The organism is Candidatus Roizmanbacteria bacterium, from assembly GCA_016699265.1.
Taxonomy (GTDB): domain Bacteria; phylum Patescibacteriota; class Microgenomatia; order UBA1406; family GWC2-37-13; genus CAZLQR01.
Genome location: CP064967.1, coordinates 166,094 through 193,023 on the forward strand (window position 1 = coordinate 166,094; position 26,930 = coordinate 193,023).

The following is a 26,930-nucleotide window of genomic DNA, read 5'->3' on the forward strand; positions in this document are numbered from 1 at the left end:
TCTATTATTTGCTGAAGGCGAAGCGGGGAGTGAGCGTATATGATTTTGAGACCAGAGTCTGATAGTCTCGGGTAAGTTGAGTTGAGCGACGTTTTCTAGCCAATAGCTTCGAAAAAGTAATTAGTTTTTTATATTTATGTTTATCGGATCGAAGTGTCTTAAGAAGGTCGAGAATATCGTTTTTATCAATTGAGAAAAATAGGTCACGATCGGTGATCTGAGACTCCTCCATTGCTTTGAGAAAGTCGGGAGACTTCATGTAATCAAGGAATGTTGTTGAGAAGATCACGGGCTTATGAAATCCTAAAGCATGCGTCATGGTTGATGGTGCGGCCATGAACTCTCGGTTTGGAAGAGCCACTACGTCTGCAGCTGAGTAGTACTGAGTAAGTTTGTGTTCATCGACAAACCCAACAATTGTCGTGCGACTTGACTCACGGGCCAACTTATACACTTCCCTGCAATATTTTTGGTACTGGGGACTATTTTTCAGCGCCGGGTTTTTTCCTCCAACAAGAAGAAGTTTCATATTCTGGGTATTTATTTGGTTGAATACCTTTGTGATCCAATCAGTTCCTTTATGCCAGTCAAAAAAACCAAAAACCAACACAACAAAATCATTGCTCGAGAGCCCTAACTTGCGCTTGGATAGTGCTTTTGATACTGTTGGTTGCTCGGTTACCCCAACGGGAATAGTTACGAGCTTGTCTGCGTTAATGTATTTTCTAAGCTTGTCGCGTAAGTCTTCCTCAAATACGATTACCTTGTCCGAGAGGAGTCCGATGATTTTGTAGAAAAACTTAAGGTATAGATTAGTAAGCTGGATACGAGAATGATTCCATAGTTTACGAACCATAAATCTGGTCTGTTTAATCTGTAGTTTGTAGAGCTGGAATTGGTGATGTTTCAAGGTTGCAAACTCCTGTGGAGCGTGCTGAAACTCAAAGTAAACGTGTTTTCCCAAAAACTTCATGACAGCGACAATAAAAGGTAGGATATAGGTAGGCGTTACTCCACCATAGACGTGGAAATCAAACTGGATGAGTATATTTCTAATATTTGTGTATTTGACAACCGGTCCAAGTACTGAGAGTAAAGAAAGAGAATTGTTTCGCCTCCAGACACGTTGTACTAAAAGACTTTTGTTTTCACTATGAGTGATTTTCTTCCCTAGTTTTTCGGCCAATACTAAGATATTCTGCTTTTTAGAAAGCTCAATGAGCGATCGTTTCGCATGGATAGCCAAAGGAAGAGCTTCGTGGTCGTTTTCAGGGAAGCTAGTGACCACTAGAAGTGTGTTTTCGTCATTTAAGGGCAGGCGCCTTTTTTTCATGATGAAGCTTTTATTATACCACAATTGAAGCCAAATCTCAGTAATTTATAGTTTGTAATTTGTAATTTGTATTGAATTAGTAATTTTTAAAAATTTAATAAAAATTAAAAAATACGAATTAGGGTTAAGACTTCTTTTTGTAGTTAAATGAGAGAGTTACAAGGGTGGCGAGAAGAAGCAGAAATCCAAGATACTCAAGATATTGAGGCCAGAATATAGTTATCAGTTGTCGGTTTTCAGTCTTCAGATCCTGACCGCCGATATCTGTCGACTGATTGCTCAATACCCAGCCGTTTTCCCAGTTATTCACCAATACATGATCCTTCAAAATTTGAAATTTGAAATTTGAAATTTGAAATTGGAATGCGATCCAACCATCGTTAAAAGCAGAGCCGTTATGAAGTACCTTAAGTTCTTTTCGTACTCCCGAAACGTCTATCTGCGAAGCAAAATAATTGTAGTAAAGTGGATAGATTGTCACGCTCTCAAGCTCATTTATTGTTTCATAGTCTCCATATGAGATGTTATCAATGTAAATGCCATACCCATGCCCAGACTCATAGGGTGGTATTACAAAGTAGTCGTTAGTCATAACTGAGGAATGGGACAACTCATCGTATGTGTCACAAAGACTGGAGTATAGATTCTTTATGCAAAAACGGAGTGGTAGGCCCTTGATATTTTTTGATCTGAACCCAATCGCATAACCAAGATTGTGGGGGAATGTGTCGTTTTGCAATGCTATCCCGCGTGTAAAATTTTTAGTTCTCAGTTCAACGACAGATGTATTCCCATCCTTTTTCAGCGAGATAACGTTTGGTACCTGTTGATTTTTAATAATTCGTTCTGATGAGAATTTAATCGCGTGCTTTAAATCGGAAATTGAGGCCGTGAGTTCAGGTTTTATTCTGTCGGTTTTGGTGAGAAAGTCGCGAAAAGGGTAATTGAAAAGCCTGGTGAGATGTTTGTTAGTAGTTATGTATTCTGGATGGTCAAGATATGCTTGGTCAATAAAATTCCAGCGATAGCTCGGCGAGATCTGAGTATTTATCTTAAGAATCTGAGGTTTTTTTGGCAAAACTACTTTATAAATCAGGATTGTACCAAACTGCCTAATTTTTTTAAGTTTTCCAGCCTGTGTGAGTTTCTTTATCGTATCTATAGTCTCGCGTTGGTACAAAATTTGATTTCTGTTTTTTTCAGTAGGCGTTATGACCGACGTATCCCAAACCAAATAACCAATGTCGTACTTTTCAAGAGAAGCGTAAAATTGATTATAGTGTTGGCTATAGAGCGTGTACTGAAGCTCTCTAAACGATTGTTCATTGGCAATGCTCCAACGATCCGAGTCTCTATCAAGCACGGGTTGTTTCATGCCAAACCAGATAAATCCAGAACCCTGATAGCCCTGCTTGCCGGTAGGCGTAGTCCAGTTGTAATACTGCCAACCTGAAAATGTATGGAGTGGAAGGGTGAGCACGGGCTGCATAGGTTGGGATTCCATATATTTCCAAAGTTCAAAGTAGTTGATGAGGAATTACAACCTTAAATTTATCGGAGATTAAATTACCTCGTAGTAAAGGAAATCCGTATATAAGAACGGCACAAATCAAAAGAAATATGGCGGGATAAGTTTGTTTCCTATTTTTAAACTTTGAGATGATCCATAGAAGAGCGTACGAAATAAATATAAGCGTATCCGAAAATTAATAGAATCGATAGTTTTGTAAAGACAAAACGGAGCGCCTCTTCAAAAACCGAAAATTTGAGAAGAATATTAAAGAGCCAGCTGAATGGAGGAGTACTGTTCATAAGTAGCGTGAAAGGCAGTATGTAAAAGGGCAGTAGAGACTTCAAAACTCGGTTCTTTTCTTTTATCGCTAGGTAAATACCGAAAAGAGATAGAGCAAAAAATCCATATCCAACACTGGCAACGACGGGATTATTGAGATGATCTCGCCACTCAGGCATAAGGTACTCAAAACGATTTTTCTCAAAATTGAACACAGACCACTGAAAGTAGAAACCGCGTACAAGGGCGACATCCTGAATATAGCCATTTTCTTGATTGCGAACTCGGTACTCCTGTGAGAAGATGCGATTCTGCTTACTTTCCTTGGGGACGGATGATGAGGTTGCTATGTAATAGATATTGGGGAGAAGCCATAAACTATTTATAAGGAGTGTTAAAAGTAGAAGGGTTACTGCTTTTTTTGTCATCCCGAACTGTTTTTTGTCATCCTGATTGTTAGTGAAGGATCCAACGACCGAAGGTAGCGCATTGCCAGATTTTACTCCCGACGTTGCGTTGTGATAAGAATTACGATTTAAAACGGTATAAATAATTAGGAAGAGAAGGTAAACGCCAAAAAATGCATACCAAAGATGGGCGGCATACGCCTGAGGCATGGCAAGTAGCGTTACTAATCCAAATAACCACAGATTTTTTTTGTTTGAACTGTGTTCTAGGTACTTTAGACTAAAAAGTACAATCCACGGTAGAGCCGCATACTGCGAAGTGAACATCTCAAACGGAGCGTAAAATTGCTGAACAGTACCGGGATTAAAGAGATAAAACAGAGAACCTATGAAGGCGACTGTGCTTGTAGCATAGAGCTTAGAACTTAGAACTTCCTCATGTTCTATGTTTCGAGTTCTACGTTCTAATATCTGCTTTAGAAGAAAGTACATTCCCAAAGGTCCAAAAAGTAAACAAAGAAAAACATAAAAATAGCGAAGAGAGCTAAGTGGAAGTGCAAAATGAAGCAACCAAAGTATGACTACTCGTGGTAGATCCGCCATGTGCGAGTGTCCAGCGACTGCCCCAAGACCTTGTTCCTCACGCCATACACCATTAAACATACGTTCGAAGTTGAGACTAAAGTTGAGCTCGGGATGAAGCGTATCCCATCCGGTTAAGAAGGTATTTGGCTTATAGGTGAGATAGGCTACGGCAGAAACAATGATAATGATAAGGATTGAGTAGATGTTTCTTTTTAAAAACCGTAGCATCCGTTAATTATCTCAGAATTCCTTTATCCTTAAGACACTGTTTATATACATCTGCAACTGGGTAGCTCACTTTTGTACCGGTCTTTTGATCTGTTTGCTCATATCGTGAAATCAAGGCACATTGATAAATCGCCTGATTTTTGAGATATGTGTCTATTCTTTTCAACGAGAAAAAAAGAGCAAAAGACAAAAAAATTACCAAAAGAAAAGAGCTCGCAGTGCGAGATACTATTTCAGGATTATTTTGTGTATTGTCCATAGTTTTTTAACTTGTAATACCTCTGAACACAATAACTTAAAACATAGAACTTGAATCGTAGAACTTTTAAAGTGGAAAGTTCTACGCTCTATGTTTCAAGATTGTAGTCAAGGGTAAGGCGACGATTGTTGTTTGTGATGTTTTTTGCTGCAGCTGGGGGGCTGGAGTTCCGACGGGGGTCGAGAACAAAACACAACAATCGTCGCGGTATGGGTAAGGAACTATTCCTCAAGTCTTCCTGGTTGGAAGTTCGTTTCGATTTGCATCGAGACAGGCTCTAGGCTTCGGGACCTAGGTTGAGGTAGCCTCTTTTGTGGTGTCACTTGGTGACTGTGGTCTCCAAAACGGAGATCAACGCATCGCCTGCATAGACGAGAACGCGAACGTTCACGCTATTACACCCTTGTGGTGTACCGCAGTTTGCACCGCTGTTGCCGGGATCACCGCTGTTCAGGACTTCGTCCGGATGAGCCATCGTGGGCATGTTCAGCATGTTCGCCGAACCGTGGGAAACCAGTCCCCAGACACCCCATTCGAGTGCATCTCCGTTGAAGTACCGGCCTCGCAACGTGAATCCGTTGTCGAAGGAGTTGTCGCGGAACGTGTAGGACTGATCCATCACGTTGATGACGAGCAACAAGCAACCCTGATCCGAACCGACCATGCCGCACTCGAAACCTTCGAAGTTGTAGGGACCGCTGTAGTAGCGATACTCCCAAGCTCCGACGATGAAGTCGCAGGGATCGGTGTAGCAATACGGGCTGTCATACGTGCCGTACTCCATTCCGTCAGGAACCTGTGTGCCGTCGACGACGCGGAATTCCGGTACATCCGTGTTGGGGACGTTCGGGAATGTCTTCCACATCTCGGGGGCTGGGTCCTGCAGGCGGTCCATCCAGGCCATCACGATCGGGTTTTCGGCGAGCCGTTCGGTTGCGTTGATTGTCCACGCTCCGTGGGTCTCCGTTGAGGAGAAGCTTGGTGTGGGCTTCATTGCGACCGTGTTGGCCGTTGCCGTTGTGACCGTCGTTGCCGTTGCCGTTGTGACCGTCGTGGCGGGTGTCATGGTGGTCGTTGCGGGCGTGACCGTCGTGTCGGGCGTAGCCGTCGTCGGGTCCGTGGGCGTTCCAGCGGTCGTGCAAAGGACGTTGGCGTCCTGCAGATTGCCGGGGTGCTTCACGTTCCACTGCTCGACCTGCGTCACGCAGACGGGGTCCAGGTTGGACACTGCCGAGGTTCCGTTGTTCACGGTGATCGCGTTGAACGCGAGCATACCGAAAACGAGTGTAATCACCACACTGAGTGCGGTGTAGAAACCCTTTCTATTGGTGGGACGCATCACTACCTCCTTCGAGGGTTGTTCATGGTTTGAGCCGTGATGTGCTCTTAAGCCGACTAAGGGGAGTTCCCTTCCATGAGCCGATCACCATACGACAGTGACGTTGTTCGAGGTTGAGTCGAGCATGACGCTGTCACATTTACGGATTTTACTCCGAAGGACCCGATCTGTTTGATCGTTGGCGATATCCTATCGTCTTCACCTTGAGCTCAGCCGCAGGTAGCCACGAAATCCAGCCACTTGGCCGGGTCGGGGATGACGCTGTTGAGCTCTTCCACGTCGGCGACGCAGGTGTCGTAGTTCGTCTGGATGACGATCTCTCTGATCTGGTCGCGGTTGAAACCGGTGTCGTCCTTCTTCACGAAGACGATTGCGCCGAGGATCATGGTGAAGATCAGGCTGATCAGGGTCAGTCCGAGGGACTTCTGGACGTTCTTGGAGAGTTCATAGAGGCTCTCTTCGGTCGCTGCCAGGGGCATCCATGTGGCGTGATCCGCCGGGTTCAGGGTCTCGAGGTGGGCGACGATGCACTCCTTCAGAGCCTTCTTGGATCCATTGCTGGACAGTAAGAGACCTTGTGCGCACCGACGCAAGACCTTCTTGTTGGTCTGCTCCTTGACCCATTGGATCAGTTCTTCGTTGGTGGGATTCATAACACGTCCTTTCGACGATTAGTACTTGTCATCTCGACACGGTATCAGCGGGGTTGCTGAACCGATTTTACGGGATTGTCCGAAGACTTACCGTAGGACTGCAAGCTCGACCGAAGTCGGCTGCGATGATCGTGCCCTGATGGGGCCGTTGTACTACAGCGTCGGAGGCAGCGTTAGCTGCGGCGGCGGCGATGTGGTCGTTGTCGGCGGCGATGTGGTCGTTGTCGGCGGCGATGTGGTCGTTGTCGGCGGCGGCTGTGTCGTCGTTGTCGGCGGCGGCTGTGTCGTCGTTGTCGGCGGCGATGTGGTCGTTGTCGTTGACGTTGTTGTCGTCGTTGACGTTGTCGTGGTGGTGGCCGGAACACACGAGTTCACGTTGAACTCTTGTTCTGACACATTCCCTGCGTGACCGTTCGTGTTCCAACTTGCTGACAAAACAACTGATCCTCCTTTCGAGAAGTCGAATGGGATCGTACCGTTGGTGTGAGTACCGTTCCAGACGAGCTGCTTGTAGGTGGTGACCTCCTTGTACACGATCTTGATCGTGATGGAGTTGCTGTTCGCGTCGGCGAAACCTTCGGTCTCATAGCTCACGCCTACGCAATCTGCGGACAGGACGCTTGTGTGCGCACTGGCAATCCGGTTGGTGGTGAATACCATCAACATGTTAAATACAACGAGCCATACTAAGACTCTCTTTTTGCGTGTCATGGAAGTTCCTTTCGACGTTGTCATCTCGACACGGTGTCAGCGGGATTGCTGAACCGATTATACGGGCTTAAGACCAGAGGTCTATACCGTAGGACTGCAATCTCGGCTGAGCCGGATGCGATGATCGTGCCCTGTTTGAAGAAAACCTCAGTGTCTGAAAAAATTCTTCAGAACTTGATGGAGCCTCCTTCGTCTCGATCGGTTGTAGTATCTACATCCCATAATCACCTCCTTTCGGTTGTGAGTGGATTTCGATTCTTGACCGAAGCGACCTTGTGACGGTTAGTTCCACGCGGAGCTCTATCTCTATGTGAATGACAAAGAACAAAGTTCAAATATCAAACAAAATCCAAAGTTCAAAAACTGAACAATTGATGAGAGAGCTACTACGACGTATGACTAAAATAAAAATTCCGAATAAAAAAAAGAAAATAAACAAAACCAAAAATACAATTGAATGTGGGGCAGTACCTATGAAATAAAAATTAAAAACTAAAAATTAAAAATTACATTCATAAACACCGTTCCACACTCAATGATCTTGATTGTGTTCGTTCCTTATACCCAAATTGTTAAAGAGCGTGATAATCGCTTATCCATGCTTACGGATAAGTCACATCACTCTTACAAACACCTATGAACGTAAGGTTGCAGCAAGCTATCGCTGCTCTTACGAGCGTAAGTGCCTAGATTTTTAGTCCAGGGTTGAAAAGGTATGGGGCTCATACCTTTTCATCTCTAAACTGAAATGAAAAAAAGTATGAAGAATTTCTGAAGAAGGTTGATGTGTGGAGTTTGGGTAGTTTCGCCTTCGTTGCCCACACGATGGCCTTTCAGAAAAGCTTCTTACTTTACCCGTCTTTTAAGATACGCGCCCGATCCAAGACCAAGCATCTGTAATGCTAGTAATCCAAGTCCATACTCAGGTCCAGCATTAGGCTGAGATTTTACTCCGAGTACTTTTTTCTCAATACAAAACTGAGCAGCATCATCGTCACTTACCATTGAATTTGAAGCTACAGCCTTGTTATAGACACAGAAAACACCCTTATCTGTTGGGAGTTTTTCCTGAGACACAACCTTCGTGTTTAATGTATATATATATTCCTCACCCGCATTTAAGGCAAGGTTGTCCGATAGAGTAATGGTTCGAGTTGCTAAATCGTAGTTCTTCACATCTACAGCCTCGAGACTTGTAGGAAGTGTGTCTTTTACCACGATGTTGCTCAATTTATGATCGGAAGTATTCTTAACCTTGATTTTGAACGATACGGTTTGGCCAGCAAAGAAGCGCTGATCTGTAGATCCAAGATTATCGACAAAGGTTGTAGAGGTCGTTCCACCCTTGGTAGTTACCTGATTCATACCCACGGTCTTATCAACCAAGATAGAGTTAGATTGACCACCCTGTCCGTAAGGTCCGTACGCTCCGTACTGACCGTACTGGGCTAAAGCTCCTTGACCTAATGAAAGGAACAAGAAACCTGACAAAAGAAATGTTACTACTCGCGTCCCCTTAATCATGACAATAGTATACTATAAGACTATATGGATGTCAACTATAGGCTGGTTGGTCTACAACAAGCCTAGTTGAAGGTTTGGAAGGTTTGAAGGTTGGAAGGTTTGGTTTGGAAGATTAGATAACAAGTTAACCAGTTAGCCATCGAAACAAACTTTTAAACCTGCAACTTTCTAAACGCGTCAACTTGAGTTACAATACGATATGAAATTGAACTCAAAACAGCTTCGGGATCTTAAGCCTGAGGAGGCTAAATTAGTCCTTCGGCAGGCTCAGGACGCGGCCTCGGAACAGGATCGGGACACTGTGCGAAACCCAATCTTTTTCATTGTTGAGAATGTATACGATACCTACAATGTAGGCGGTTTGTTCCGACTTGCCGACGCGCTGAACGTAGCTAAAATCTATCTTTGTGGCGAAACAGAGATCCCCCCAAATCACAAAATAGTCAAAGCCTCAATAGGCACATATAAGATAGTACCTTGGGAGTATAAGAGTTCGGCTGCTGAAGCTATCGCAGAACTCAGAACTCAGAACTCAGATGTTGGCAAGAATCTGAAAACTGATAACCGAAAACCGATAACTATTATTGCAGTTGAACAAAGTGGGAAGAGCATAGACTACAGAAAGGCGAGCTATGAGGCTCCAGTGGCTCTGTTGGTAGGGAATGAAACAAGTGGCGTAACTGAGGAAACGCTTACATTATGTGATCAGATTGTTGAGATTCCGATGTGGGGGATCAATAAGAGTCTAAATGTGATTGTGTCAGCGGCTATTGTGGGCTATTTTGTAGTGGGTTCGACCGTAACTCCTTCAGAGTCCTGAAAAAGTGTAGGAAAACTTTCGAATACCGTGCGTGCAACTCTACTTTCCAACATTATGTTTTTGAGGCCGTTTCCGTCCAAATCATAGTAAAAAGCATCGCGATTTTTCGGTTCAAGGGCCATAAGCAGAGCAATGAGTGGTCGGTCGTCCAATATTATCTGCGTTCCAGGATTACCTGCTTTATAGAACTCGACCATAAGACTTCGCAGTCCCTCGATTCTCCTGTCCACAGTCTGCCAGAGCTTAGGATCGTTTTGAACCTGTTTTGCAATATCTTCCATTTCTCTATGGCCTTGGTCATTCTCAAGAATTGCCTCTGGACTGAGCCTTTTAGCTTTGAGAGGATCTGAGATTGGCTCTAGTGGGTGCTCCTGAATTAAACGATGATGTATGTTCAAGGCAAGCTGATTGGTTGCGGTTGCAACTGCATCTTGAAGAGGACTTACCTTGCTGATATCAAGTCGCAGTGGTAATGAAGTAACTACGGAGGCGAAGCGACTTTCTAAGGGAGTTGGGAGTGGTTCAGGTGGTAAAGTTATGGATCCTGGTGCTTCTGCCATGAGAGGATTTTAATGAGTTTTACGATGTTTTGCAAGGGTAGCTCGCTTTGTACGAAGTGTTTTCAGTACTATGGCCGAGATTATCGCTCCAACTATGAATCCACCTATTATGTCGATAGGTCGGTGGCAGTGTAGGTAAATGCGAGAGTAGGCGATTAGGGTGGCTAGGATAAGATAAAACCATCTTCGTTTGGGATCAAGGTGCGAAAGTACGAGCCCTGCTGCAAACGAAGTCGCGGTGTGACCCGAGGGGAACGAAAAATCTGTTGGGCAGTACTCAGAATTAAGTAGATAGTATGAGGGGCGCTGCATGTGGAATGTGAACTTGAGCGCTTCTGTGGCTAAGAAACTTAGAATTACCGCAGTAGCCGTGCCTGTAAGGAGACGAGTCGCATGATTTCTTTGTCGGTGGGCAGCAATCATGGCTAAACACAGCCAAACAAGCGAGTAGTTGCCAAGAAATGTAAGAAAAAGGAAAAATTGATTAAGAACTGTAAACATATGTTGGGTGTACGCCCTTAATTGTACGTGAAGGTGTGAGGTTGGGGATAGGGTAGAAATACGATACGAATTTAAAACCATGCCTGCCGGCAGGCAGGTTTGAAAATTGTAATTTGCAATTTTTAAATACTTTTGAAAGGAACCACGGGGAGATGTAGGCGAAGAACGTGGTTTTCGTATACGGTATATCGTATTTCGTATACCGTATTGAGAAGATGTCGCCATACATCACTTTGATATTTTTGCGATTGGGGTGAATGAGAAGGCGAAGCCAGATTACAGCGATGAGAATGGGGTTAATTTCAATTGCAATAAACTTTATATTAAGTTTTTTACGATGAGCCTCTGTTGCGGCTGCGAAGATTACGACTCCATCTCCAGCACCTAGATCATACACGACTTGATCGTTGGCGAGTTGGAGCGACAGGACAATTTTATTAATATCTTTTTTGTTTGATGGAAAGTAGGGGATGGGGGATAGTTTTCTGGATACGAAGAATGCAATTGATATCGATAAGAACAGGCTCAATAGTGATACGATAGTTATCATCTCAATTTCTAATTTCTCCCGATTCTTCAGAATCGAGGATCCCGACTGTTATATCGGGATAATTTCTAATAACTCTATTACTAATGCATTCTGTATATAAACGCTGTATATTTTTAATATGTCTATGAATGGGAATTATACTCCTTTGAATATCTCACATAAAGATCATGAAGCTGCGGTTTCGCATGCAAAATATCATCATATAGGGCTTCGTGCTGCGATATTTAGCATTTTTGCTCTCTTGGTTGTTTTTACGTATAACTTCATGCAGATGGAACAGCTCTCGCTGCGCGTATGGAACAGGTCTTTTGCAGATGCCGGAATGTTCTTAATCGGGATATCCTTCGCACTTAGTGGTCTCTGTTATTTTTACAACTTTGTAGACGACAAAATTGTTTATAGGCGAGATCTAGGAATGAACGGATTCTATTTGATCGCTCTGCATGCTATCTATTCTTTCTTACTTAATAAGCACATTGCTTGGTACACCTACTTCGAAAAAGATCGATTAATCGCCTTTATACCAGCGGTTATATCTTTGTTGATCTTTTTTACTATGGCTTTAGTCTCAAACAAGTATGCTGGACAGTGGCTGGGGCCACAGCGATGGAGAACGATACTACGTATTGGATATATCGCCTATGTGCTCGGAGCGATGCATTCAGGGTTTTGGTCGTATGAAGATTGGCAGATGTGGTTCGGCGACGTATCGTTGCCTCCGATTTCACTTGTGATAACTGTTTTCGTTGGATTAGTCGTACTCCTGCGAGTTGTTCTGTGGTGGGTCTTGAATAATAAAAATAAGAAATCTTGAGATTGGCACTCTCTGAGTGAGGCCGAAGGGTCCGCCTTTGTCAAGACTTCGGTGGACCGAGGGAGTCGCCCCGATTGCCGCAGCATCGGGATCCCGATTGCTTATCGGGAAACCCTCTTCAAATGTGCCGAGGGAGAGAATCGAACTCTCATGACCTTGCGGTCATAGGTTTTTGAGACCTACGTGTCTGCCGTTCCACCACCTCGGCATAATCTATTGACTAGCCCGTATATCATTACAGCCTGCCTGCCGGCAGGCACATTCCCTTATGTCGTAGTTTAAATTATACAGTATTTAGAATAAAGCATTAGATCGCTCTAAATACTAAATACTAAAAACTGACACACTATTATTTTTGGGGGTTGACGTAAGTAGATGTCGGGATTAAGATAGGGTATGAAGGCTTCGATTTTAAGCTCAACCCCAGCTACAAAACAGGTTGAGATGCTTTCTTACCTCGTCTACGAGGGTGAAAAACTTCTTCATAATCCTTCTCAAGAAATGCTTAAAAGATCTGATTTCACCGGAGCAGATGGACAGATTCTAACGGTGGATAATCTTGATGGATATGATGTAGTGGTATTTGCAGGTCTAGGTAAGAAAAAAAACGTTTCAGAGCTCAAGATGCAAAACGCAGTAGCCTCAGTTGTTCGTTTTGCTACCTCGAAAAATCTGTCTACTCTTGCCGTCGTTATTCCGGAGGAGCTTAGCCCAGAGCTCAAAGGCTCGAGTTGCATGGTTGGAGCCCGACTAGGAGCTTACCAGTTTCTGAAATATAAAACCGATGAAAAAACGAAGAAGTTTAAAAAGATTGAACAGATTTCATTCGTTGTTTCGAAAGGTGCTGAAGATTTTAAAAAAGGTCTTGAGTTTGGTGTTGTTCTAGCAAGCGGTGTCGCTCTAGCACGCGATCTCGTAAATGATCCGGCCTCTCACACGAATACACAGACTCTTGTCGATACGGCGAACTTAATTGCAAGTAGCTCGGAAAATATCTCGGTTACAGTGATGGACGAAGAGCAGTGTAAAAAACTAGGCATGGGATCGTATCTTTCGGTCGCTCGGGGAAGCATAGTTCCTCCTAAATTTATCGTTTTACATTACTCGCCCTCCGTCAGTGCAAAATCCCCCAAAGGGCGATCGACCTCTGGTCGAAAAAAGATTGCTTTAGTTGGAAAATCGATAATGTTTGATTCGGGAGGACTTTCTTTAAAGCCATCAGAGTCAATGGAGGATATGAAGATAGATATGTCAGGGGGAGCCACTGTACTTGGAGTATTCAAAATTCTCTCGGAACTTTCGAGCAATCCCGACTTCGCCAAAGCAACGGCGGGAAAAGAAATTTTCGGAATTCTCCCTTCGTGTGAGAATATGCCATCGGGTCATGCAACTAGACCGGGAGATATAGTAACAGCCATGAACGGTAAAACTATCGAGGTTTTGAATACTGATGCTGAAGGTAGACTCACGCTTGCTGATGGACTCGTCTATGCGGAGAAACATTGTAAAGCAGATGTCATTATCGATCTTGCAACTTTAACAGGAGCATGTATGGTTGCTCTTGGGAATGACCTTGCAGGATTGTTCAGTAATGATGATGAGTTGTCACAATCTTTTGAAAAAGAAGCAAAAGAGACGGGAGACGAGTTCTGGAAAATGCCGCTTCATCTGCCATACTTAAAAAAAATGAAAAGTGACATTGCAGATCTCAAAAATATAGGTGGAGGGAGATATGGGGGCGCAATAACTGCCGCAGTATTTTTATCGGAGTTTGTAGAAAAAGCAAAATGGATTCATATCGATATTGCGGGACCAGCTTTTAGGACCGAAGCGCCTAAGGGAGCGCTAGGCAAAGGTGCGACTGGATGGGGCGTGTTATCTATTTACCAATTTCTAATTTCTAATTACTAATTTCTAATTTATACAATTATGAACTTACTAGATGCGGTTAAGACCAAGAACATCATTAAAATTTCCCTCGATGACTCTCTTTCCAGTGCATTATCCCATCTTTCATCTTCGCATGATGCGGCCTTTATTTTCGATGATAAGAAAAAATTTGTTGGCGTAATTAATCCTTATCATGCACTCATTCACGCATCATATCCCGGAAATGCGAAGGTTGCGCACTGTCTCTTTCATCCACCACATGTTAAAAACAACTACAGTATATCGAAGGTTGCCCAACTATTTATTGAGTCAAAGTTACACTATCTACCGGTTTTTAATGATAAAGATGAGTTTATTGGCATAACATCTGCAAGAAGACTACTGACCCTTTACAAGGATCATCAGGTGTTTAAGAGGCCGATATCAGAGAGACTGAAGGATAAAAATCAACCCTTATTGACCATATATGAGACCGATACAATTGCAAACGCGCTTCATTTGTTCAAAACACGAAAGATCTCAAAACTCATAATGATCAATCGCGATATGAAGTTAAAAGGAGTTCTGACCTACTACGATCTCATAAGTAACTTGGTAGCTCCAAAACATAAGGCTCACAAGGGAGATCGAGAGGGAGGTTTGAAACTTAGTTTTCAGAATCAGCCGGTCCGCAACTTTGCAAAGACTCAGTTACTTGTACTGTCGCCAAATCATCTCATGTCCGAAGCCCTACAGCTCATACTCGACAAACAGATCGGGAGTGTCATGATCGTTGACGAGAACAAAAATCCAATCGGCGTAATCACAACAAGAGACTTTCTTTCCGCTCTAATTAGAGGCAAAAAGGAGAAGAAGATTGAGATCAGTGGAAAGGATCTTTCCGAGAACAGCCGTCATATTTTAAGCGGTTTCTTTTTCAACCTAAAGCACTGGGCTCACAGACTGCCCAATGTAGAGTCGGTAAAGTTATTTGTCAGAGAGGAAAAAAGTGGAGGAGTCTTCAATGCAATGTTGTCTCTCATTCCAAAAAAAGGTGAGGCGACCGTAGTGAAAAGAGAAGGAAAAAATCTCGCCGCAATCCTCAAGTCAATGAAGATTAAAAGAGATAAAACGGGACTAAACTATCCTGACAGAAAGGAAGATTAAGTCGTTATTTCTTTCAATCGATTTATTGCTCCACGAAGATTATGGAACTTGTAGTCGTGAGTGATGTTACTGTCAAGAAAGTTCGTAATCCAGAAGATTTTAGTAGATTTGTCGCCCTGAGGGCGATCGACCTTTGGTCGAAGCTCCTTCACGATATCCCAGTTATCTTCTACAAATACATCAAGACCAAGTTTCTCTATGGTGTTTTTCTTAAACTCATGCGGTTGCTCATTATTCACGTTGTGACGGTGTGAGGCGAATATATCATCTGCGTGTATGCTCTTCATCCATTTCTCAAAATCGTGAGTAAGAGAGGAGTAACGAGCAGTTATGAGATGAGCTTCTATTTTGTTGTCCTCAACAAGTTTTTTAAGTTCTTTGAGACCTCGCGCTGGGACAAAACTCGTTTTGTGGAGGAGATACCATGCGAACTTCATAATAGGCGATCGGGGAATATAGAAGGATGTTTTTTTCTTGTGAAAGAGGAGCTTACTGGTAAAGGCTGAGAAGGGGCGGAGGACTCTTACTGGGTTGTAAAGAATGACACCATCAAGGTCAAATCCAACCTTTAGAGGTTTTTTAGCCATCCGTTATTATATAATCTTTTCTTATGAAAGTATTAATAACGGGCGGCTCAGGTTTCTTAGGCCTTCATCTCACAAGATATTTTCATAAAAAGAAGTACCAAATCTCAATTATTGATATTCAGGAATATCCAGAGGATGAATACCCTAAAAACATTAATTTCATACATGGTGATATCAGAGATAATAAGGCTGTAGCCAAAGCGATGCGTGGTGTCGATTTGGTGATTCACGCTGCAGCGGCACTTCCATTATGGAAGGCGGAAGACATCTATACTACCAACATAGATGGTACGGAAAATATTCTATCTGCGAGTAAAAGAGCAGAGGTACGCCAGATTATCTACATCTCTTCAACCGCAGTCTATGGCATTCCAAAGAAGCATCCAATTTTCGAGACAGACCCAGTTCATGGTGTAGGGCCATACGGTGAAAGTAAAATCGCTGCAGAGGCTATCTGTAAGAAATATCGAGATGGAGGAATGAATGTAACGGTGTTGCGACCGAAGACCTTTGTAGGAACTCATCGACTGGGCGTGTTTGAAATATTGTTCGACTGGATTAAAGATGGAAAGAAGATACCTGTCTTTGGCTCGGGTAAGAACAGATATCAACTACTTGATGTCGATGATCTAGTTGAGGCGATCTACCGACTTACGAAGGCAGGTAAGAAAGCCAGCGATACCTTTAACATTGGCGCACTCTCATACAAAACCGTACAGAAGGATCTTGAGTCTGTCTTTGCCTTTTCAAAATCTGGTTCGCAAATCTTACCAATACCTGCACTTCCCCTTAAGTTAGCCCTCCGCTTTTTTGAAGCACTCCACATATCGCCACTCTATAAGTGGGTGTATGAAACCGCCGATAAAGATTCGTTCGTATCGATCAATAAATTAATCAAGACTCTTGGGTGGAAACCAAAGTATTCAAATTCAGATGCGCTGATCAAGTCCTACAAGTGGTATCTCGAGAACTACAAAGCGGTGAAGTCTCACTCGACAGGAGTAACGCACACAACCGGATGGAATCAAGGAATTCTTGGTTTTTTCAAGAGATTCCTGTAGATTTATTGAATGAACAAACTTCTTCTCCTATTTCTTCTAGGAGTTTGCGCAATAGTTTTCAGCTTAGATTTTGTTAGTCCCTATTTAGGCAAAATGCAGTTTACCGGAGCTTTATTTTGGCTAATATCGCAGCTGGTATTACTGAGTTATGGAGCATACAGTGTTTTATGGTTAATAAACGAAGCATTTAACAAGAGATCTAGATTATTATTGCTGGTACTGGCTATATATTTGGTAGCGACTGTCTTTTATACTAACAACATAGTATCACTGCAACACGAAACAACACAACAAATCGGTTGCATGATGCATGGATTTGCTAGAATCTGACTGGTTGTTTAGGAAAACTGTTTTATTGGGTATCCGGCTCGACAATATTTACTTCCTGCGTTGCCATCTGTAGTTTTTGGAAGATCTTTTATTACTTTGCAGTTTGGCGGTTTGCTTTATTTTTCATAGGAATGACTATTTTTGTAAAAGGAGTTGCTATGTTCTTGAAAAAAAAATAATGCACTATCGGTAATAGGAGCAATTACGATCGGCGTTTTACCATTTTTTATTTTGTTAACCAAAGAGTTTTCTATGCAGAGCAAAGTAATTATCCATTTTCATATGCGCTCATAATCTGCGGATTATTTTTTATCTATTTTTTTCCAAAAAGGATGGATCGAATTATTATTTATCTCTATAGCATTACTACATACTGTTTATATCTACACTCCTGGACTAGCTTTTCCTGCACTTAGCTAGTCTCGATTCATCTACTTTATCAAAAGAATATTAGCAATAAACAAAAGTTATGGATAGTTTTCACAATGATTGTTGTCTATGCGCACATTTCTTTATCGCTTCAGTTCCGAGGGGATATACGAATTATTCCAGATACTACCGCTCGATCGCAGCTAAATAACGATCTTTATCGATCCTTTGGTAATCTGCTTCATCCTTTAGGAAATCAAGCATTCGTCAGTCCAATCTTTGCAGACGCTTTTGTGGTTTTAATTGGTTACTTTTTACTAGGATTTGCAGGCTTAGAACTTTCCGTATTGTTACATTCTGGATTTTGGGAAAGTATGGTTATTGCTATAATGACAAAAGGCTACTATCTCAATAGTATCGATTATCGAATCACAGATGGATTGTTGTAGTCCCGATATTTCTTAGCTTATTTATGACATATTTGGTTCCGATTCGATCGCGTAAGTATATGAAAATTTGCGATGTATTTTGTTAAGTTTTTTTTTTAATAATGGGGTTTCGGTTTCAGATGGATCAATATAATTCCATGGTTCGTTCAGAGCCAAATGCCATAACATTTTGGCTTTGGAGAATGGTTCCAAAATCGTTTAGGAATGAGACTCACACTATTGTGGTAGACCAAAATTTACAGGAGTTATTGGCTCTATGGGTGATGCGAGTATGTATTTTTTTCCTAAAGCACATGTTCAACATAGTTAATGTTAGCTGCAATTTTCCATTCCAAATATAAAAGAGAACAATACTTATAATTCCATATTCACCATATAATCATTGTCATTTAGAGCATAGCACCGGGTCATACATATATGAAGGATCTAATGCTACTTTTAAGCCTATAGTCCAGATTTATCTTTACTAACATTTTGAAAGATGAGGATTTTTGGGTGATCGTAGACGGTGAAAGACTCGTCTGCGGATTGATCCGAAATTTGAAGACTCCACTTTAATATTCTGAGCTCAGGTTGAACTACGAACTCCTTAATAAGTTTGAAGTTACTTTGTCCGCCCAATAACTTCTTATAGTACTGTGAGGTGATAGGGTAGCAGGCTTTATATTGTGCGCAGTTATCTAGTTTTTGTAATGGCACATAGAGTCTGTTTGATGCAATTACCATGTAGTCAGTTCTCTCAAGTTGTCTGTTAAGTATTTCCCATTTTGCCTTATTGTCTGGTTGGTTATAGAGCTGAAGTTCCTCAAACCGATATTGTTCAGAGTGGTAAATTGGTAAGCGATCATCCCAGTGTTCTACCGCGATTACAGAATTTGTCGGTATATTCTTTAGAATCCAGTTTGAAGCAGAGATTCTGGTATGTTCCTTCGTAAACATTGAAGAGAAGGTGAGTGTCCATAAAAATGCAGCTACGACTAACACAATAATCACTCCCTTTTTCCAAATAATGCTTAGTTTCATAAGCCCATACGCCGCAAGAATCGAGAGAAACGGATAGAGGGGAAGCATGTATCGCATGAACTTCACAGCAGATCTCCCAAGAGAGACAAAATAGAATGCGTAAAAAGCGAGAAAGACTAGAAGAAGAAGATGTTGAGTCTTTAGTTTACGCTTCAAATACTTGCTTTTTAACTCTAAGATGATGGCGATGCATCCAATAATCGAAAGCACTGAAGTTACAGGTCCCAGTCCCCAGAGAAATATATTTTTTACATAGTAAATGTATGGGATTGTTCCCACGTATTGAAGTGTGTACGGGAAGACATACGGATCGCTTGCGAGCTTAATCTGTAATGAGACATCGGCAATGAACTTTTGCCAGTCCAAAAACGCAAACGGCATGAGTATAAATGAAAATAGTAGTAGTTCGATCGTGAAAATGACCAATGTTACTGCGCCGTTACCTAAACTTTTTCTTTTCTGGAATAAAATAACAGCCCCAATAAACGGAATAAAAATCACCGCGGTTATCTTGATTGTAAGAGCGGCGGCAAAGAAAAAAGCGATCAAAGCCACTCTCGTTCTCGATTCTCGTTCAACAAATCGTAATATTGCGTAGAGCGTTAGAAGTAAAAAAAGATTTAAGAAAGTGTCGACAATAAAAAAGTGAGAGTTCTGTATGGGAAAAAAAGAAAGCGCGTAGAGGAGGGGAGCTAAAATTGATATTTGTCTATTTTTAAATAGTTTCCAGGACAGTTTATGAACGGTGAAAATCACTAACATGTCCGCAAGTAGCGAAAGAGCCCTACCGATATAAAGCATTGAGTCATAAGATGACAGTGTTGTCGGGAATAGTGAGTTGACAATCTGATTGAGTCCACTCAGAAGGTAAATTGGTAGTGAACCATAATTGAAGAAATTAGGATTGAGATTTGTAAAAAAATGAATCTTGTCGGAGACCATTATGAGCATGCGTTCGTCCGGATGAAGATGCATTCCTTGATCCCAGTTAAGTCCAGTTAACCTTAGGAAAAACCCGATTAAAAGTGTGATTGCCAATCCTAACATTTTGACTATAATATAACACGTATGTTGCCGGTATTGCTCGATCTACCTTTTATAAAAATATATACCTTCGGTGTTTTTTTAGTGCTGGCGTTTTTCTGGTCGGCCTTCTTATTGTGGAAAAACTTCCTTCTGACATCATATAAAGAGGAAGAAATCTTTGATCAATTATTCCTAGGTTTAGTGGGAGGACTTCTCGTTTCACGCATTGTCTATGTGGCGCTCCATTTCTCTGAGTTTGGACTGAGCTTGCTTAAGTTTATATTGATTAATGGGTATCCTGGGCTCTCGCTCTACGGGTTTTTGTTTGGCTTCCTCGTTGCGGTATACCTCTCGATGAGTAGAACTAAGATTAAGTTCTCGGAAGCTATTGATTATTTTGTTCCCTCAGCATTCATCGCACTGGCATTTGGAAAGATTGGCGCTTTTTTTTCTGGTGTAGAGGTTGGATCCAAGACTAATTTCTTACTTAAACTAAAGTTTGTGGGCGCAGATGGAATGAGACATCTCACTCCGCTGTACGAAGGATTCCTTTTCTTTATTGGAGCTTTCATAGCGTACCAACTACTTTTCTCAATCCGTCGCAGTAAGTTCAGCAAAGGTACAAACCTTTATTTCTTCCTGTGGTTTACGGGATTAGTTGTGGCTTGCGCAGATCTACTAAAAGAGCAATCAAATTTTATAGTTCAGGGACTGAGCGTTAATGCATTAGTTTCTTATGTCTTGCTCTTGACTTTCTCTGCTTACTTCATCTATTATTTCAGGAGTTCAGTACAAGCATATGTCAAAAACATTTTCAAAGGATTTAATAAAAAGTCACAAGGAGCGTCTCGAAAAGGATAAAGAAAAAATTCTTCATCAGGTCGAGGAGCTTAAAAAAGATGATCCGTTCGCGGATCCCGATCATGCCATCGATAACGCGGCAATTGATACCGATGTTCGAGAGCAGGTAGGGCATGACACCATTCAGGCGCAGATCAAGGATCTTCAGAGAAAACTTCATGATATCGAGCTGGCCTTTGAAAAAATGGCAAAGGGAAGATATGGCTTTTGTGAAAAATGCGGCGTACAGATTCCCGTAGCACGCATCAATCTCATCCCCGAAGCCCGTTTCTGTATCGAGTGCGAACAGAAGCTGTATAAGTAAAATCATTTGCAAAAAGATCCTTCTATAATAACTAAGATTGCCAGAGCGAAATCACGACTAACTCCACTTTCCGCAATTTCTCCAATCTGCGGTCTCCTTTGAAGAGAGAAAATATGGCTCAAAGAACTTGCGCCAATTTTTCTGAGACCGGAATTTATTTGAAAGTGTTGAGATTGAGGCACGATATCTAGTGCTCTTTCTGATATAGGTGTCGTAAGACCTGCAGAAAGAACGAAAAAGCATAGAGTCATTAGGTCCACATGATATAGAACGAAGAGAAATGGACAGAACCTATAGAGTCAAGGAAATCGGGGATGAGACAAATATGATGGAAAGGCTAATGGAGCGATCGCCGTTTTAGGAGAAGGGCTACCGTAGGTAGTCGCTTGAGGACATAACTGAGATGACTTCATTTTGGTCTATCTAATGAGGAGATGGGACAATCTTTCGTCATTCGATTTATTTGAAAGAAGAATATTGATGCAGGTCATTTGCAACCGACGTTGAATAATTACAAAGATACTCTTTGTATAGGGATACAGGAGTATGCAGCATCCAACAACTGTTGGTTAAGAACTCAAGATAAGCCGCAGGACCAACCAATGATCTTCATCTTATTCACACAGGAATGCGACTTAGAAGACAAATTGATGAGATAGAAGGAGGCAACTTAACGGGGGATCTTAAACGGCAATCTAAACTTTAACACCACCTATCGAGGCCAGATGTTGATTGGATAGCATTTTCTGCAGCATTCGTAAGTAGTCTTGGACTGGAGCCAAATCTATATAGTACTCAGATTAATCCGTACGACGACGTTATAGCGCTCTTTCAAGCCTATCAGAGAGTAAACAACATTTTTATAGATTTTGATCAAGACATGTGGAGGTATATTAGCGATGACTGGTTTGTACAGGAGGCAAGAAAAGGAGAGGTGGGGTCATCCACCATGCCACAAAAAGTGAACCCAATCGACTTTGAAAATAGTGAGGGTAATTTAGGACTTGCTAATGCAATGATCGAATTTTTTACACGCAAACTTTCAGTATCGCGTCTTCAACGAGATCTATCTGACAGCACGGTTATAAGAAATTTTGGGACTGTGTTTGCATACCAACTATTAGCATACAAAAATACTCTTCTTGGTCTTAGCAAGGTGAAGCCCAATGAGGAGCAGATTGAGAGGGCTCTGAATCATAACTGGGCAATCTTAACGGAAGGAGTACAGACAGTTTTGCGAACTGCAGGAGTAGAGAATGCGTACGATCTAATAAAGGGACTATCTAGAGGACAAAGAATTGGACCTAAGGAGTGGAAACTGTGGGTGAACGGTTTACCCGTTTCTGAAGATGTTAAAAAAACCTTGCTTTCTCTAAAACCTTTAAACTACCTCGGACTTGTACACGAGTTAACAGAGATGGGAGTGGATGAAATTCGCAATCAATAGTTTGTAATTCATGCCTCGGTTTATGCTATATTGAATGCATGGCAGAGGTTTCTGGTGTGCAGTTTTTTAACTACTTTATTTTTCTGCTCGTTCCCTTTTTCTTCGGATTAATTGCTAAGCGTTTGAAACTGTCACCGATCGTAGGGTATCTGTTTGGAGGAATAGTTTTAGGAAATCTTCTTAAGGATTTAGTTTCTATCGAAGTGGTCACTCAGTTTGCACATTTTGGTATAGTGCTCCTTCTTTTCAGTATAGGTCTTGATCTGAACATGACTAAGATGTTCGTACTCAAAAAATTTGTGGTTTTAGGAGGAATGCTGCAAATACTGATAACTGTCGGTGCCGTGACATTCCTGAGCCTATTCTTTGGCTTCAATACCATTCAGTCCTTCCTGATCGGAATTGCTCTGACCTCTTCATCAACAACAATCGTAGCTAAGATTATTCAGGAGAAGCGGGAAGAAAACTCATTTCTCGGAGAGGTTGCGCTTGGAATTCTCATGTTTCAGGATCTTGCTTTTATTCCATTTATCATAATATTTACCTATCTTAATGGTGATTCTTCATCCGGCTTCGATGTGTTCAAAACAATTGCCTTCAGCATCGCTGAGGCGGCGCTAATACTGCTCACAATGTACTACGTGGGTAAGCGTATCGTTCCGTTTGCCTTCAATAAAATCGCGAGAGTATCAAGAGAGCTACTCAACCTTTTTATACTCGTCTTCATCTTCGCCGTAATTGCGCTTTCATCAACCTTCGGCGTACCTGTTTTGATCGGTGCTTTCATTGCGGGAGTACTAGTATCACAGACGCTCGAACATCACCATGTCTTTGCGCAGATTCGACCACTCAGAGACGTAATGGCTATTGTGTACTTTGTGTACATTGGTACTCATGTACAGATCCCACAGGTACTGTTTCTGCTTCCCAAGATTTTACTTTTTGGATCACTTTTAATGCTGATTAAAGCTCTCATATTACTCTTAATCTTTATGTATTTCCGTTTTAGTTCAAGGATGGCTTTTTCCATGTCTCTTTTTCTGTTTCAGGTGAGTGAAAATGCATTCATTCTGTTGTCCTTAGCATTTTCGAACAAGATCTTTACCTCTGATGAATATTTAGTTATTCTGTCCTCGGTACTCATGACTTTGATGCTCACTCCTTACCTCATTCAAAGGAGAGACGTGATCTATCTGGCAGTAAGAACATTTTTGAAGAAACGAGTACCCTATGTTGAGGTCTTTATTCAAAAACGTCTTGATTTTAATGAAGCTCCGGTTGAGTCAAGCCTGCTCAAAAATCATATTGTGATATGTGGCTATGGACGAATCGGTGAACAGGTGGGAAAGGCGCTGGCCTTGGCAAATATTCCCTATATCGCAGTGGACTATAATTTTCAGACCGTTGAGAAGCATAAAAAAGAGGGGACCAACATTATTTATGGTGATCCAAATGACGCTGATGTTCTTAGGTATGCTCAGATGGAGACTGCCGCTGCGGTCGTGATAGCAGTGCCTCTAAGCTCGGACCAGGAATCGATAATCTTAAATTCCAAAAAACTCAATAAAGACCTGCTTGTAATCAGTCGAGTACACACAGAAGGGGATAGGCAACGGATGAAGGATCTAGGCGCCCACACAATTGTTTTACCTGAGTTTGAGGCATCGCTTATGATGATCAGAAGAATCTTTCTTCATAAAAGAATGACGAAGGACGAGATCGTAAAGTGGATTCGACATATAAAGTTGGTACATGGGGCATTCTAGATAATGAAACGCAAACATTCATTCGGCTACCTTCTTTTGATTGTTTTCATAGTTATTATTTTTATAAAGTTAATAAGCGGATCGCTCTTCGCACACGCACCCGATCGATTACAGTTCGTGGTATACGGTCAGGACACAAAGCTTTATTCTCTAAGCCATAATGGAGACAATAATTATTATATCGGGTATAGTCCAGATCTTAAGGTTGAGGTTCCAAACGGATATGGGTCCTACAGAATTGGAGCCTTATCAAAACTCATTGCTTATGAGAAAAAGCCAGAATTACTATCTAAAGCTTTTTCTGTAGCTACATCTTCATTCGTGACATACTACTTTTATCCCTCTAAGACCGAAATATACTATGCAGATGAGACTCCGCAGACATATCGTGCTCCTTCCTTTACAGAGTTGATGATGTATAAATCAAATGCTCGATTGCTAGACCGAATCTATCTTTACCTTCAGGTTCTCCAAACCTCGCCCAGTTCTTTTCAGAATCTGGACATCGGTCTACTAACAAAAAAAGTCCAACAGTCAATCCATCTGTCCTCAGATGCGTTTGGTCAAGAGTATAAAGGCTTCTTTTATAATAGGACCTATAGAACTGAACGTTTCACCGTACAAATAAAGTATACAAATAACTACAATACAGCTGTTGCAATAGGTAAAATACTTGAGGGCAGTGGCGTTCGAGTGGTGGATATTTCAGAGGAAAAGGTTAAGACCAAAAACTGTACAATAGTTACTGATACCGCGGTTAGATCTCGTACCGTGGTTGACCTAAGCGCGGTATTTCATTGTGATGTCAAAAGAGCGAAGGTGGATACCTCTGATATACTTTTCATTCTAGGATCGGTCGAAAAGGAATGGGAGCTATAATAGAACTTAGAACTTAGAACTTAGAACTTAGAACTTAGAACCATACATGATACTTATAGGAGGAATATTTATAATTCTAGCTTCATTTATACTCGCGAAGAGATCGATGAAGGACTTTGATACTACTCGATACGTTAAGAAGTCGGGGAGGATAGTGTTTTACAAGCATGGTACGAAGCATTATTCCTCGTCTTTGTCTTCGTCTTCTTCTCGAGCGAAGGTAAAGAAGTCTTTGTCTTCATGATTAAGGCTTTCTGCCAATCTCTCTAGTTCGTTGTCTGAGATAGCATCTCCGGAAGCATCATCATCATCTTCATGGCCGACTTTTCCGTCATCCTCGGTTCCCATGCGTCCCATATTTGACTGTACGTTTTTTGGAAATGAACTAAACTTGGCTACCTTTTTACCTTTTTTGTCCTCTCGAATAAAGATTACAACCTTGGTAATAGAAACTTCTTTGATGAAACAGCTATACTCACTTCCAGCCTTAATGAACAGTGAAAGTCTTTTTGATAGATCGTCAGGAAGTACTCCTACATACTCATTTAGAGTAGTACGAATCTCAGCTCTAACCTTCTTTGGTTTAATCAGAACCTGAACGCCTACCGTTAGCTGAGCAAGAATATTTTTCTGACCAGGGTTAAGGAGAGTTGCCGTTCGCGTTTTACCAGGAATTTCAAGGAATAGATTGGGATCGAATTTATTCGCTCGCATAACCGGGCCAGTAGTTCCTTCCTTTTCGAGAATCTCGATTCTTTCAAGATGCTCATGTGCGATCTGATTTTCTGACTGGATTTTAATAACCTGGCGATAGGTTTTTTTTGCGTTCAGGAAATCTCGGGACTGCATATACGCAAAGGCGAGTCTTAGTAGGCAGTTGAGGTCATGTTTTGCTTCCTTTAGAATCTTTTTGTTTGTGATAATGGCCTGCTTCCAATCGAGGTTTATGGCCGAATCTATAGCTTGTTGTTCGAGCGCGTCGTATTCATTCATATAATGAAAATTAAGTATACCGTTTGTCATTCGAAATGCAACTTAAATTCGAGATGGAGTATAATAGTCGTGTATCGTGTAGCCCGAATCGTGTATCTCAAGATTTATTGTGTCACCACCTTGCGATACAGGCTACAGGATTCTCGAGATTCGCGAATATATATGGCCGGACATTCAAAATGGAAACAGATCAAACATAAAAAGGCTGCCAACGATCAGCAGAGAGCTAAAATCTTCTCAAAAATCTCTAAACTCATTACCTCCGCAGTCATCGAGGGTGGGGGATTCTCAGATCCCAATATAAATGTAAAACTTAGACTCGCCATAGATAAGGCAAAGATTGCCAATATGCCTAAAGACAACATCGCTCGCGCAATTGAGAAGGGTTCTGGTCCTGACAGAGTGCATCTCAAAGAAGTCTTGTACGAAGGGTTCGGCCCACATGGCGTGGCTCTTGTCGTACATGCCACAACAGACAACTCAAACAGAACGGTAGTTGAGGTCAGATCAGTAATAGAGAAGGCGGGAGGCAAGTTAGGTGTTCAGGGATCAGTTTCCTACCTCTTTCAGGTTAGTCACAATCCCGAATTGGAGTATACGCCACTTTTTAATGTTGAGATCGCAGAGTCGGCGGTCTCGGAGCAAATAATCAAACTTCTTGAGCAATTGGAGGAATTGGACGATGTGCAACAGGTCTTTACGAACGCAGTGTTCCCAGAGTAA

The 26,930-nt window shown here is 41.9% G+C and carries 26 protein-coding genes and 1 tRNA gene; 12 read left to right on the forward strand and 15 right to left on the reverse strand.

The features are described 5' to 3' along the window. Window positions 1-4 precede the first annotated feature (4 nt). The 8 genes from IPH70_00935 to IPH70_00970 form a co-directional block, all read right to left on the reverse strand. Entirely contained in the window at window positions 5-1,333 is a 1,329-nt protein-coding gene (locus IPH70_00935) for a glycosyltransferase family 4 protein (GenBank protein QQR64084.1), read from the reverse strand. A gap of 124 nt (window positions 1,334-1,457) precedes the next feature. Then, a complete protein-coding gene (locus IPH70_00940) occupies window positions 1,458-2,837 on the reverse strand; it encodes a hypothetical protein (protein QQR64085.1) in 1,380 nt (459 codons plus the stop codon). Between the two features lie 143 nt (window positions 2,838-2,980). Continuing rightward, a complete protein-coding gene (locus tag IPH70_00945; GenBank protein QQR64086.1) occupies window positions 2,981-4,345 on the reverse strand; it encodes a hypothetical protein in 1,365 nt (454 codons plus the stop codon). A gap of 7 nt (window positions 4,346-4,352) precedes the next feature. Then, on the reverse strand, window positions 4,353-4,604 hold the full coding sequence (locus tag IPH70_00950; GenBank protein ID QQR64087.1) for a hypothetical protein: 252 nt from the start codon (window positions 4,602-4,604) through the stop codon (window positions 4,353-4,355). A gap of 319 nt (window positions 4,605-4,923) precedes the next feature. Then, the gene (locus IPH70_00955; GenBank protein ID QQR64088.1) at window positions 4,924-5,877 is read right to left on the reverse strand and encodes a hypothetical protein; all 954 of its coding nucleotides are present in this window, start codon (window positions 5,875-5,877) and stop codon (window positions 4,924-4,926) included. 275 nt (window positions 5,878-6,152) lie between these two features. After that, the gene (locus tag IPH70_00960; protein ID QQR64089.1) at window positions 6,153-6,596 is read right to left on the reverse strand and encodes a hypothetical protein; all 444 of its coding nucleotides are present in this window, start codon (window positions 6,594-6,596) and stop codon (window positions 6,153-6,155) included. A 67-nt stretch (window positions 6,597-6,663) separates the two neighbouring features. Beyond that, on the reverse strand, window positions 6,664-6,963 hold the full coding sequence (locus tag IPH70_00965) for a hypothetical protein (GenBank protein ID QQR64090.1): 300 nt from the start codon (window positions 6,961-6,963) through the stop codon (window positions 6,664-6,666). Window positions 6,964-8,153: 1,190 nt separating this feature from the next. Continuing rightward, on the reverse strand, window positions 8,154-8,831 hold the full coding sequence (locus IPH70_00970; GenBank protein ID QQR64091.1) for a DUF11 domain-containing protein: 678 nt from the start codon (window positions 8,829-8,831) through the stop codon (window positions 8,154-8,156). Between the two features lie 199 nt (window positions 8,832-9,030). Between IPH70_00970 and IPH70_00975 the strand changes: the two genes are divergently transcribed. Beyond that, on the forward strand, window positions 9,031-9,651 hold the full coding sequence (locus IPH70_00975) for a hypothetical protein (protein QQR64092.1): 621 nt from the start codon (window positions 9,031-9,033) through the stop codon (window positions 9,649-9,651). On the opposite strand, the gene IPH70_00980 is transcribed toward IPH70_00975, so the two are convergent. The 3 genes from IPH70_00980 to IPH70_00990 are packed head-to-tail and all read right to left on the reverse strand — an operon-like array spanning window position 9,609 to window position 11,262. After that, window positions 9,609-10,211: a hypothetical protein gene (locus IPH70_00980; GenBank protein QQR64093.1), complete on the reverse strand. Its 603-nt coding sequence runs from the start codon at window positions 10,209-10,211 to the stop codon at window positions 9,609-9,611. The two genes, IPH70_00975 and IPH70_00980, sit on opposite strands and share 43 nt — an antisense overlap. Window positions 10,212-10,220: 9 nt before the next feature. Further along, on the reverse strand, window positions 10,221-10,712 hold the full coding sequence (locus tag IPH70_00985) for a phosphatase PAP2 family protein (protein ID QQR64094.1): 492 nt from the start codon (window positions 10,710-10,712) through the stop codon (window positions 10,221-10,223). Beyond that, window positions 10,696-11,262: a hypothetical protein gene (locus IPH70_00990; protein ID QQR64095.1), complete on the reverse strand. Its 567-nt coding sequence runs from the start codon at window positions 11,260-11,262 to the stop codon at window positions 10,696-10,698. Before IPH70_00990 ends, IPH70_00985 begins: the two co-directional genes overlap by 17 nt. Window positions 11,263-11,386: 124 nt before the next feature. Between IPH70_00990 and IPH70_00995 the strand changes: the two genes are divergently transcribed. Further along, window positions 11,387-12,076 carry a hypothetical protein gene (locus IPH70_00995; protein QQR64096.1) on the forward strand — a complete coding sequence of 230 codons (690 nt, stop codon included), beginning with the start codon at window positions 11,387-11,389 and terminating at the stop codon, window positions 12,074-12,076. Between the two features lie 125 nt (window positions 12,077-12,201). On the opposite strand, the gene IPH70_01000 is transcribed toward IPH70_00995, so the two are convergent. Continuing rightward, window positions 12,202-12,284: transfer RNA gene (locus IPH70_01000), tRNA-Leu, on the reverse strand. A 188-nt stretch (window positions 12,285-12,472) separates the two neighbouring features. Between IPH70_01000 and IPH70_01005 the strand changes: the two genes are divergently transcribed. Together IPH70_01005 and IPH70_01010 are read left to right on the forward strand one after the other, a co-directional pair. Beyond that, entirely contained in the window at window positions 12,473-13,987 is a 1,515-nt protein-coding gene (locus tag IPH70_01005; GenBank protein ID QQR64097.1) for a leucyl aminopeptidase, read from the forward strand. A gap of 18 nt (window positions 13,988-14,005) precedes the next feature. Continuing rightward, window positions 14,006-15,112 carry a CBS domain-containing protein gene (locus IPH70_01010; protein QQR64098.1) on the forward strand — a complete coding sequence of 369 codons (1,107 nt, stop codon included), beginning with the start codon at window positions 14,006-14,008 and terminating at the stop codon, window positions 15,110-15,112. Here the strand turns inward: IPH70_01010 and IPH70_01015 are convergent. After that, window positions 15,109-15,699, reverse strand: a complete 591-nt coding sequence (locus IPH70_01015; GenBank protein ID QQR64099.1) for a hypothetical protein — start codon at window positions 15,697-15,699, stop codon at window positions 15,109-15,111. The two genes, IPH70_01010 and IPH70_01015, sit on opposite strands and share 4 nt — an antisense overlap. Before the next feature lie 23 nt (window positions 15,700-15,722). Here IPH70_01015 and IPH70_01020 point away from each other — a divergent pair, with 23 nt between their 5' ends. Continuing rightward, window positions 15,723-16,760, forward strand: a complete 1,038-nt coding sequence (locus tag IPH70_01020; protein QQR64100.1) for an NAD(P)-dependent oxidoreductase — start codon at window positions 15,723-15,725, stop codon at window positions 16,758-16,760. An 815-nt stretch (window positions 16,761-17,575) separates the two neighbouring features. Then, window positions 17,576-17,908 (forward strand): hypothetical protein, encoded by a 333-nt coding sequence (locus tag IPH70_01025; GenBank protein QQR64101.1) that lies wholly within the window; start codon window positions 17,576-17,578, stop codon window positions 17,906-17,908. Window positions 17,909-18,352: 444 nt separating this feature from the next. Here the strand turns inward: IPH70_01025 and IPH70_01030 are convergent, their stop codons facing one another. Beyond that, window positions 18,353-19,978: a glycosyltransferase family 39 protein gene (locus tag IPH70_01030; GenBank protein QQR64102.1), complete on the reverse strand. Its 1,626-nt coding sequence runs from the start codon at window positions 19,976-19,978 to the stop codon at window positions 18,353-18,355. Window positions 19,979-19,999: 21 nt separating this feature from the next. Between IPH70_01030 and IPH70_01035 the strand changes: the two genes are divergently transcribed. From IPH70_01035 to IPH70_01055, 5 genes are all read left to right on the forward strand, one after another. Continuing rightward, a complete protein-coding gene (locus tag IPH70_01035; GenBank protein ID QQR64103.1) occupies window positions 20,000-20,818 on the forward strand; it encodes a prolipoprotein diacylglyceryl transferase in 819 nt (272 codons plus the stop codon). Next, a complete protein-coding gene (locus tag IPH70_01040; protein ID QQR64104.1) occupies window positions 20,757-21,122 on the forward strand; it encodes a TraR/DksA C4-type zinc finger protein in 366 nt (121 codons plus the stop codon). Before IPH70_01035 ends, IPH70_01040 begins: the two co-directional genes overlap by 62 nt. An 880-nt stretch (window positions 21,123-22,002) precedes the next feature. Further along, the gene (locus tag IPH70_01045; protein ID QQR64105.1) at window positions 22,003-22,569 is read left to right on the forward strand and encodes a hypothetical protein; all 567 of its coding nucleotides are present in this window, start codon (window positions 22,003-22,005) and stop codon (window positions 22,567-22,569) included. Window positions 22,570-22,607: 38 nt separating this feature from the next. Next, complete coding sequence (locus IPH70_01050; protein QQR64106.1) at window positions 22,608-24,335, forward strand: cation:proton antiporter; 1,728 nt, start codon at window positions 22,608-22,610, stop codon at window positions 24,333-24,335. A gap of 3 nt (window positions 24,336-24,338) precedes the next feature. Beyond that, window positions 24,339-25,214 carry a hypothetical protein gene (locus IPH70_01055; GenBank protein QQR64107.1) on the forward strand — a complete coding sequence of 292 codons (876 nt, stop codon included), beginning with the start codon at window positions 24,339-24,341 and terminating at the stop codon, window positions 25,212-25,214. Window positions 25,215-25,394: 180 nt separating this feature from the next. Here the strand turns inward: IPH70_01055 and IPH70_01060 are convergent, their stop codons facing one another. Beyond that, window positions 25,395-26,207, reverse strand: coding sequence for a hypothetical protein (locus tag IPH70_01060; GenBank protein QQR64108.1), 813 nt, complete (start codon window positions 26,205-26,207; stop codon window positions 25,395-25,397). A gap of 162 nt (window positions 26,208-26,369) precedes the next feature. Between IPH70_01060 and IPH70_01065 the strand changes: the two genes are divergently transcribed. Then, the gene (locus IPH70_01065; GenBank protein ID QQR64109.1) at window positions 26,370-26,930 is read left to right on the forward strand and encodes a YebC/PmpR family DNA-binding transcriptional regulator; all 561 of its coding nucleotides are present in this window, start codon (window positions 26,370-26,372) and stop codon (window positions 26,928-26,930) included.